Annotated in this window: 2 protein-coding genes and 1 pseudogene; 2 read left to right on the forward strand and 1 reads right to left on the reverse strand. The window is 64.6% G+C overall.

The features are described 5' to 3' along the window. Both MOV75_RS40445 and MOV75_RS40450 read left to right on the forward strand, forming a co-directional pair. Window positions 1-138: DUF1731 domain-containing protein (locus MOV75_RS40445; RefSeq protein WP_247008439.1), on the forward strand; the 138-nt coding region annotated here is incomplete at its 5' end. Window positions 139-198: 60 nt separating this feature from the next. Then, window positions 199-567, forward strand: a complete 369-nt coding sequence (locus MOV75_RS40450; protein ID WP_246929621.1) for a hypothetical protein — start codon at window positions 199-201, stop codon at window positions 565-567. On the opposite strand, the pseudogene MOV75_RS40455 reads toward MOV75_RS40450, so the two are convergent. Continuing rightward, a pseudogene (locus MOV75_RS40455) lies at window positions 564-756 on the reverse strand (LysR family transcriptional regulator); the annotation flags it as partial. The gene MOV75_RS40450 and the pseudogene MOV75_RS40455 sit on opposite strands and share 4 nt — an antisense overlap.

The raw sequence follows: 756 nt of genomic DNA on the forward strand, positions 1-756 counted from the left end.
CTGCTGCGCCGGATCGGCGGCGGCTTCGCCGACGAGCTCCTGCTCGGCGGCCAGCGCGTGCTGCCGAACAAGGCGCTGAGCCGCGGTTTTGTCTTTCGGTACGAGACGTTGCGCAGCGCGTTCGAGGCGATCTTGTGAGGTGATGATATGGCCTGCGCAGAATGTCCTCGCGCTCTGAACGGTTGGTTTCGCGGGTGCGTGGCCGCAACCGGGGTCCTGCATGCCATCATACTGGCCATCTTCATTGGAGTCATGAATAGCGCCGGACAATTAATGGGCATTGCCTTGACGCTCATCTTCGTGTTGCCGCTGACGCTGCTTGTCGTCTGCACGCTCACGGGGCTTCCTGCCGGCGCGGTGATCTGGCTTGCCGAGCGCCTGCGCATCCGATCCCTGTTGTTTTACGCGGTTTCAGGCGTCGCGATTGGCGCGCTATTCTGCGCGCTTCTGTTCCAGATCGTCGGCTCGTTCGGTGCCGCGTTTGTTCTCGCTGGCGGTTCGGCGGGACTTGTCTATTGGTTTGTGGCTGGCAGGTACGCCGGGGAAGAAGGGAACTGGTTTGGCTAGGCGGCCACCGCGCTCCGAAACGTCGCCGCGACCGCGCGTAGTGCCGCGAGCTTGGCGGGATCGCTGACCTTCGAATGCAGCATCACCTTCGAGCTGCCGAGCTTCGGCAGCTTGTGCGCAGGTCCGATGTCGACCAAGCCAGGGGGCGCGATCCGCCGCGCCAGCGGCGCGATGGCGAGCCCGGCGAGG

It is taken from the genome of Bradyrhizobium sp. PRIMUS42, from assembly GCF_023006515.1.
Lineage (GTDB): Bacteria > Pseudomonadota > Alphaproteobacteria > Rhizobiales > Xanthobacteraceae > Bradyrhizobium.